Consider the following 8,271-nt stretch of genomic DNA (forward strand, 5'->3'; position numbering starts at 1 on the left):
GTATAAGTTCCTGCATCCTGAAAATAATGCAGATCAGCAGCTGGACATTGCGCTTACGAAAGACCGTTTCCCCTTCTTTACCCGCAGCCTGAACGTGAAGATCAGCAACATCACCTGTTACGGTTATATGGATAATATGGATGAATACAAGATCCAGGTGAAACCTTTGTTTGGCGATGCAGATGCCGATCTGCTTACCGCCGCAAGGGTAGCAGGCGAGCAGTGGCACATTGCGGATAAGGCGCTGCCAGCGCCTGCCGTACTGGCCCCGCTGCAAATCAAGATCAGGAAAACGGCCTCCACTACTTACAAATTATTAACAGAAGACGAGATCAAAGAAATGTTGATCGTGATCAAATACCAGGTGAACAGTTAGCATATGATCGATGACTTTATAGACACCATAACCAACCGCCTGATACAGCGTTATGATCCGGATAAGATCTACTTATTCGGGTCATACGCCAAAGGCGTGCAAACCAGTAAGAGCGATATAGATATACTGGTGATCAAACACAGCGATCTGCCCAAGCACTTGCGTGGACTGGATATCCGGCGCACGTTCTATTCTTCCGTAACAAGAGTAGACTGTTTATTCTATACACCGGAAGAGGTTGCAAATGAGCTGCGCACACCGCATTCATTCATTGCAGTTATTTTAAGATCAGGAAAAGTTTTGTACGAAAAAAAGTTGTGAGTAATTATAAATGTAGTATCTTTGAATTACTACAAAAGGACAGCATGGTTGCTGTGATAAATACCCCCAAAGGTTCCTTATTTCAACGGGTTCGAATCCCTGAAGTCCTCAGCTTTTGACAAACAAACAAGACAAGCATTTTTTAATTTTATTGCATTTTTTTTCATTTTATTTTAGTTGTACACATTCGTCCCCGTTCTTCACAAGAGTGCGGGGGCTTTTTTTTGGGGCATCATACTGTAGGTGGTTTTTGTCCTGCCATTATTATTTCATCAAAATATTTTAGAACCTTAAATCCAACGAAGTCATCTTTCTGCCTATAACGCATCCTATAATAATAATTCCAGTAGCTTGCAACTCGATCCTTTGTTACTTTATAAAACGCTTTGTTTGTCAAAAGGAAATTCCGGAGATTTAAACTGTCTATGGATTCCATTTGACTGTAAATGTTTTCCAGTATCTCTATAACATATTCACCTGTAATGCGGATTATGAACGGCATTGTCCAGCTATGCTTTGATGCAATAATTGCTGAGATGCACTTTTGCCGTACAAATCCATTTGCGTGTCTTGAATAAATGCAGTAGATGATGTCCAGTTGCATCGATGTCAAACCATTGAGATGTGAGAGTACGCTTTCGTCATAATAAACCCGATAAGGTATCGTTAATGTCTCATTATCTACTATCACTTCAAAAAATGCCGATGTTTCATACTTAGCTACAAATGCAAACTGCTTTAAAAGCGACGCTATTTCTTCACGAAGAGCTGAAGGAAAGGATTGTGTTATTACAGTATCTTCTGTCAATGTTTTGCGAATTATGATAATTTCAATCGTCTGAAAATTGCTAATGATCAACCTCGAAAATATTCCAAATTATTCGTTGTATAGCAGTTTTTGTCCTTGGTACGTTGTCTACACTCAAATATTTTTGGAGTCTTGTAGCAACAATTTCTGGCTTCGGGTTGTCAATTAGTTTGGGCTGAATTTGCCGCATCCAGGGTGATTGATTTAATCTGTCTCCATTTGTTGTACAAAATATCAATGCATCAAGGGCGATCAAGCTCAAAGGTCTTCCTTTTGTTAACCATTTTTCTGCTTTATCCCAATTAAAACAAGAACTTGCCGCAAGGTGCCCCCAATTAAGATTAATATTAACAATTCGTTCTGTGTTTGTTTCAATCCAATCAAGGACTTTCTCGTGGCGGATAAAATTTAGAGCAGTAATATACTCCTGTAAATATCTGTCTTCGCAAGCATCAATTTCAGAAGAAATAATTGCAAAGGCTTCGTCTTTGTCAAATTTTTTTGCAATGTTCTCAGACCGAAAAATAAAGTCATTTACTTTCTCCTGATCGTACATTAATGAATGTTTTGATAGTTAGTTACAAATTCACCTTGGTGACTTTAACAACTGTAAATTACATAAACTTAAGAAAGTTTCTAATGTATACCCGATCCACTATTTTTTATCCAATGATTGGACGCCAACCCAGCTTTCTGCCTCCTTGTTAGAGAAATCTACGACAAACAGTATTTTGTTACCGGTTGCTGCTCCCCGTATATGTAACCAGGTATTGTCAGGAATGTATATTCCATTTGCCAGTGCTGAGTTATAGATATCGGCAATATTGTTGGGAGTAAGAGCGTCTGAAGATATACGTGCAAAGAGTATTTCACAATTTTCATTTATTTTTTTCTTTTCCTCAGAATATTTGTAGTTTTAAATCACGTTCGGAATTGCTACCCCAATAGACAGGCCAACACTGTATACCCCAAATTTTCCATTTCTTTAATCAGGTACACCATGACGGAACCCCAATTAACGTCGTTGCTGGAAGGCATTACCGGCCATTTGCACGCTGCAACACCGGAGCAGGAAAAAGCATTGCAGCAGGCCCGCCAGCGCATAGCTGCATCCCTGGTGCATAGCGACGATACCGGTAGTGAGCAGCTCTTCGCCAACTCAGATCTTTATGCCCGGGAAAAGATCAGCGCTGCCAGTCTTGATAACATTGCAGCCATCGCCAAACAGGCATCCCAACAACAAACAGATGATGGTTTACGCGTGTATGTACGCAGCGTACCCGTACGCAGCGCCCAGCTGTCGGGCAGTGTGCCGGAATGGGCTGCAGGCGCAAAAGCGGTGGATACCATGGGCCCTTTCCTCAATAATGAAGGCAGGGAAATATGGATCGATGTGTACCGCGTAGTAAAGCTCATCACATTATACATGGGCACACAGCCGGTGTTATTGTTCTCAGCATCCGTAGGCCGTGTAGTGCCCATTGGTACTGCTGCCAGCAACTATACCATTGTAGCCGGCAGCATGTGGATCAATGCACGGCTGCTTTCCGCCACTGCGCCGGTAGATAGGTTTGTGGGCGTAAAGGTAAAAGGCGGCACGCTGAAGCTAAGCCTGGCGCCCACCTTGCAGAATGGTAAGATCACCCTGAACCCCAGCACCAGTATGGACTTTGCCCTGCAGCTGGCTCAGGATGCCGATGATGGCGCCGCAGGTACATCTGCCTTCGGTAGTGACGCACGTGCGGCTAAATACCAGCTGCCGGATACCTGGAACTTTACCTGGAACGGCAATACAAAACGTATTTCCACCATGACCATCGGCAGCGCCGTATGCGAGCTGTATGGCAGTTCCCTTAAATTTGACTACCAGCCGGTGCCTAACCCGGCCCTCATTTATAACGATACCTTTCACCAGATCCTGGTACCCTGGAAAGCCAGTGTAGCAGAGCTTTCCATTACATCCAGCAAAAGCCCCTTTGTTACTTTCTCCGGCACAGCGCCCGTTCTGAATAGTTACTGGAGCCTGCCGGCAGCAGTGCTGGATGTAAATAATCCCCTGGAAGCAGAAGGCAACGGCGGCCTGCTATTGCAATGTGATGCGGGCCTGCGCGCTGTATGGACCAATTTGCAGGACGAAGATGTTCGTTTAACCCAGCCGGTTATAGCCGGCGCGCCGGGCGCCATTGTGATCATTGACCTGTTATCTGATATCACCGGGGCATCGCAGCACCTGGACCTCTGGAAAGATGCACAGCACCCGCGCCGTTCTTCCGTTGACCTTACATTCACCGCCAACTCTCCTTTCTTTTACAGCTGCAACAGCCCGCAGGCGCAGGAGTTTGTGAGTACCGTATGTAACAGCGATTTTAAAACAGACCGGCCGGTAAAAGTGAATGGGGAAGTGTTTGATATTCGTTCCCGCTCATCACTGCTGATGCTGGGCGCCAGCGATACCCGCCGTTTAATTTATTTGTATGATGATAACATTATTGCCGATAATACCATTGCCACAGCAACTGCAGCGCCGGTTATAAAACCGGTGGCCATTGCGCTGGAAAATGCCGTGTTCACTGTATCCCCGGTGAATGCGTGTTTGTTATTCGGTGAGTGTAATGAGAGCTGGCAACAGGTAACCCGCGCCAACTTTTTCCTTTCGTTTGTACTGTATCGTTACCTGCCCACCTTACCGGATCCTTATGTGGGCAACCTGCGTACCTGGGAGCGCTTGTTTGGCAGGGAGGGCGGTACCCGCAGCAACCTGGCCGCCACGCCCATCAGCATGCTGCTGTGCGCCGTAAGATACAGTCCTGTTAACCAGGATACAGATGATGTAAATACCGGTTTCCACTTTGGCGCATTACCTCCTGGTGATATTGCCAACCTGCCCGGTACCCCGGCAGCAGTGCCCACACCCACACCGGCAGTAAGCCCCAATATACGGAGCGCCGCGCTCACACGTAATACTAAGCTAACCGTTACACCACGGGCATTGAGATCCTTTGGCGCAGTTAGCACCGCTGTAAAGATCAATGCCGCCTCTTTGGAAAAAGCAGGCGCAGAAAATAATGCTTTCCTGGAAAAGCTCACCCTGCGCCCGGACTTTAAAGCTGCCATCCCCGACCAGCAGCAACCCGCACTGGATACCACGCTGGACGGGCAGGCCTTACAGGGGCAGATCGCAGAAGCCAACAAGGGATATACCTACGGCAACCTGTGGGACAATGCCATTGTAGGCAACCGCCTGAATGCAGAACCCTTTGCCCTGCTGGATGTGAGCAGCAACGCAAATCAATTAGGCATCAGCGTTAGCGGGCAAATGATCATTGTGAAAACAGGCACCGTGGTGCCGGGCACACCGGGCATTGCAGGTGCCGCTGCAGTTAATGAAGCCGCAGTAGTAGCCACTAACACAGGTTTCCCGTTCATTGTGGAAGGCATGCAGGTGAAAACACCTGGTGTGCTGGTGCGTTCCTTTACGCTGCCGCAATTTGCCTGGGAGCCGGTTATTAACCTTACACCGCCGGACCGGGATAACCCGCTGGACAATACCTCGCCCAAGCTGCCCATGGATCCTGAAGCTGGGTTCATGTACTTCCCGGATGATGGCGGTCCTACCCGCATCTGGAACAACAACCCTAAACCCGTGGCATTAGCGCCCATACCGGTAATAAATTCATTGCTGGATGAGTTTAAGAACAACCCGCAGAATTTCACCGTATCCGCCTTTACGCTGCCATTTGGTTTAAAAGCGATCAATTATGTATCCAAACACTTTATAGAGCCGCAAAAGCCGGATATGGCCAATATACGGCCTGTATTCCGTAAGCAGGCAGATGGTACCTACAAGCTGCGGGGTGGCATACAGCTGCGCATGACAGCCGGCACCTTTGGTAAAACCGATCCGGAAATGGGCAATGATTCGCCGATGTTCCCCGGTTATGTAGTGCAGCTGAATAATCTATTAAATGTTGTGGGCCAGCCCACGGTAGGCAGTAACCTGGGGCACCGCGTAACGGAAATATTCAATAATGAATTCCTCACCGGTGTGCTCAGCTTATCTAACCTGGTAAAAGATTCCAGGGGCGTACCCGTAAGCCGTATGGATATTACCGGTTACGGCGCCAGCATGTTCAGCAACTGGTTAAGCCCTTCCGCTGCCATGGCCCAAACCAGCCAGGCGCGCTTTGATGTGATGCTGGGCCGCACCGCCCATGAGGTGATCCAGGTAAGAAGCATTCTGTACCCCTGGGGCATCCGCGTGGTGCGCACCATTACCCTGTTCCGCACCGGCACCGGTTATGTGTACCGCACAGACAGCGGCTGGAAAGCGGAAAGCGACGGTAAGTTCGATTTCTCATACCGCTATAAAAAGAAAGGGGTGGACCCTTATACCACCAATCCCAATGATTTTGTAACAGAAAATGAGCCTTATGAATTTCATCCCGGTATTATCAAAGGCCTGTTCAATGTGCGCAACATCAAGGATGCGCCTTCTGTAGCAGAATACACAGATACCAATGATATACCCAATGGCGCCGATTACCTCAATGGTATCAAAGGCCAGATCTACACCAATACTACCGGCAATACCCTGCACGAACCCGTGAAATGCGGCGGCGTATATTTTGATGCAGATGTGGAAATAGAAAATGTAGTACAGGGACATATTGAGCACCGCGTAGTATCTAAAAAAATATTGGGTTATGTGCAGGTAGCGCCTGCAGGCAAACCCTTAACTGTAGACCAGCTGCGGGCGCTGCTGGCCTTGCAGAACGACAGCATTGGCGGCGACCTGGATTGCGTGGTGGATATTAACAACAGCGATCAGCAGATGCGGCTGAACCGCTTTGATGTGAACCCCTCTGTAGATGCCGGCGGCAACAAGGTATTTGTAGTAGCCGCACGCGGCAATGTGTTCCTGCCGAAAGACGGCAGCTGGGCCATGATAACGCATAACGCCGGCACAGGCGATGTAACGCCGCTGCCCACCGGCACCACGGTGCCGCTTATACGTACCGGTAAATGGAAGAAAGATGTAGTGGTGGATCCTGCCGTGGTAACCAGCCAGTTATTGCGCATTGCGCACCCGCTGGAAATACTGCGCGCCCCGGGTAACAGCACTATTAACTTTGGTTACCTGCAAAGCACAGCCACGCAAAAAGCATTGTTCCTTACCCCCGCTTATGGTAAGCTGCAAAAAATGTTGCTGAGTAAAACGCCGCCCATTTTTGCAGATGCTTACCGCCTGATGACCGGCAACGGTATTTTCCCAAACATTGGCAATGCCATAGATAATTTCGGCAAGGCCATGCCTATGCTGAATGGGATAGACAGCGCCGGTAATGCAGCCGTAGCCTTTGTTACTAATGCTTTGTCAGATGGAGGCACACAGGTGCTGGAGCTGTTAAAGGTAGAAGCGGAAAAAGCAGGAGAAGCCGTGATAAACCAGGGCATGAACCTGTTGCAGAAAGGCATTGACGGCCTGGTGGATAAAGCCATGAACTTTGATATACCACCCTTTGATATACCGCTGGTAGATACAGAAGCCCTGCGCATTTACATTCACTACGCCACCACCAAGAAAAAAACACATCCCCAGCCGGATAGCGCCTATGGCGATGGCAAGCTGAATTTTGATGTGGATTCCTTTGCCAGCGATATGGGTAAACAATGGAAGAGCCGTTTAAACAACCTTTCCATGATCGTGGACCTGGGCGATATGAAAAAGCTCATGACCATCAAAGGGAATTTTGATGCCAGCAAGAACAAGGAAAGTGGTTATGAAGGCGGGGATAGCGGCATAGGCCTGCCCGTGCCGGAAATAGAGTTCAGTGATGCGCTGCAGCCGGTAATAGATATCCTGGAAGTATTGGCGCAGCTGAGCCAGGGCAATTATGCAGAAGCCATGAAACGCGGGCTTAAGATTGCCATGAGCAACAGCGGTGAAATATGGGAGTATAAATTTGAAGCCACCAAAGATATTCCGCTGGTGCGTTTTCCGCCAACAGACGAGCTGTATAACAGCGCGCAAACACCGTTGAAGCTGGAAGCTTCTTTGGGTGTAGGCGTGTATTTCAACGCCGCATTAAAGGTTACTACTGATCCCGGGCAGCTGCTGCCCACAGCAGGCGCTTTCCTGAAATTCCATGGCGGCCTCAGTGTAATGTGCATGTCCGTAGGCGTAGGCTCCATCTTTGCCCAGGGTTCTGTGGATGTAAAGATAGCCTGTGATACCAAGGTAGGCCCCAACCTTACGCTGGCCTTTGCTTTTGGTGTGCAGATAGTGGTAAGCCTGCCGGTGGTAGGCCATGCCAGCGTAACCTTTATGGTAGGTGTTGAAATGTATGCAGATAAGGATAAGGTAGTGATCACCGCCATGATGCTGTTCCGCGGTAACGCAGAGCTGCTGGGCGGCCTGGTATGCGTTACCATCAGCATAGAAGCCAAAGGCATTGTGGAAAAGACCGGCAATAAAACAGAAACCTCCGCACAGGTAACCTTTGCGCTCGACATCAGCATTTTCCTCATCATCGATATCAGCTTTTCAAAAACCTGGGGTGAAGACCGGCAGATCGCATAAGGTCACCCCAATCATTCATTACAAAAACAGCACACATGGAAGCTAAGAGAAGATATACAGTAATGGTGTTTCCCCAGGGATTTGACGGGAAAAAATTAGCCCTGAACATTGTATTGATCCCCCGGAACCAAGACCCGTTCACCCCTTATGCCACCGGTTTACCGGCCCCGGACGATAACGCCACAC

5 protein-coding genes are annotated in these 8,271 nt (G+C 48.1%); 3 read left to right on the forward strand and 2 right to left on the reverse strand.

Annotation, left to right across the window (positions count from 1 at the left end; all coding sequences use genetic code 11):
• Positions 1–376: hypothetical protein (locus VIM87_RS10295; RefSeq protein WP_331996913.1), on the forward strand; the 376-nt coding region annotated here is incomplete at its 5' end.
• Positions 377–379: 3 nt separating this feature from the next.
• Entirely contained in the window at positions 380–697 is a 318-nt protein-coding gene (locus tag VIM87_RS10300) for a nucleotidyltransferase domain-containing protein (protein ID WP_331996914.1), read from the forward strand.
• Between the two features lie 232 nt (positions 698–929).
• Here the strand turns inward: VIM87_RS10300 and VIM87_RS10305 are convergent, their stop codons facing one another.
• Together VIM87_RS10305 and VIM87_RS10310 are read right to left on the reverse strand one after the other, a co-directional pair.
• A complete protein-coding gene (locus tag VIM87_RS10305; RefSeq protein ID WP_331996915.1) occupies positions 930–1,505 on the reverse strand; it encodes a hypothetical protein in 576 nt (191 codons plus the stop codon).
• A gap of 40 nt (positions 1,506–1,545) precedes the next feature.
• The gene (locus VIM87_RS10310) at positions 1,546–2,061 is read right to left on the reverse strand and encodes a hypothetical protein (RefSeq protein WP_331996916.1); all 516 of its coding nucleotides are present in this window, start codon (positions 2,059–2,061) and stop codon (positions 1,546–1,548) included.
• Between the two features lie 444 nt (positions 2,062–2,505).
• On the opposite strand from VIM87_RS10310, the gene VIM87_RS10315 reads away from it, so the two are divergent.
• Positions 2,506–8,085, forward strand: a complete 5,580-nt coding sequence (locus VIM87_RS10315; RefSeq protein WP_331996917.1) for a hypothetical protein — start codon at positions 2,506–2,508, stop codon at positions 8,083–8,085.
• Positions 8,086–8,271: the final 186 nt, after the last annotated feature.

Origin of the sequence: Chitinophaga sp. (assembly GCF_036569125.1) — a bacterium.
Taxonomy (GTDB): domain Bacteria; phylum Bacteroidota; class Bacteroidia; order Chitinophagales; family Chitinophagaceae; genus Chitinophaga.

What these genes read in the sequence shown, in the direction of transcription:
- VIM87_RS10300 (WP_331996914.1), top strand. Translation starts at nt 380, where the DNA reads ATGATCGATGACTTTATAGACACCATAACCAACCGCCTGATACAGCGT.
- VIM87_RS10315 (WP_331996917.1), top strand. Translation starts at nt 2,506, where the DNA reads ATGACGGAACCCCAATTAACGTCGTTGCTGGAAGGCATTACCGGCCAT.
- VIM87_RS10310 (WP_331996916.1), bottom strand. Translation starts at nt 2,061, where the DNA reads ATGTACGATCAGGAGAAAGTAAATGACTTTATTTTTCGGTCTGAGAAC.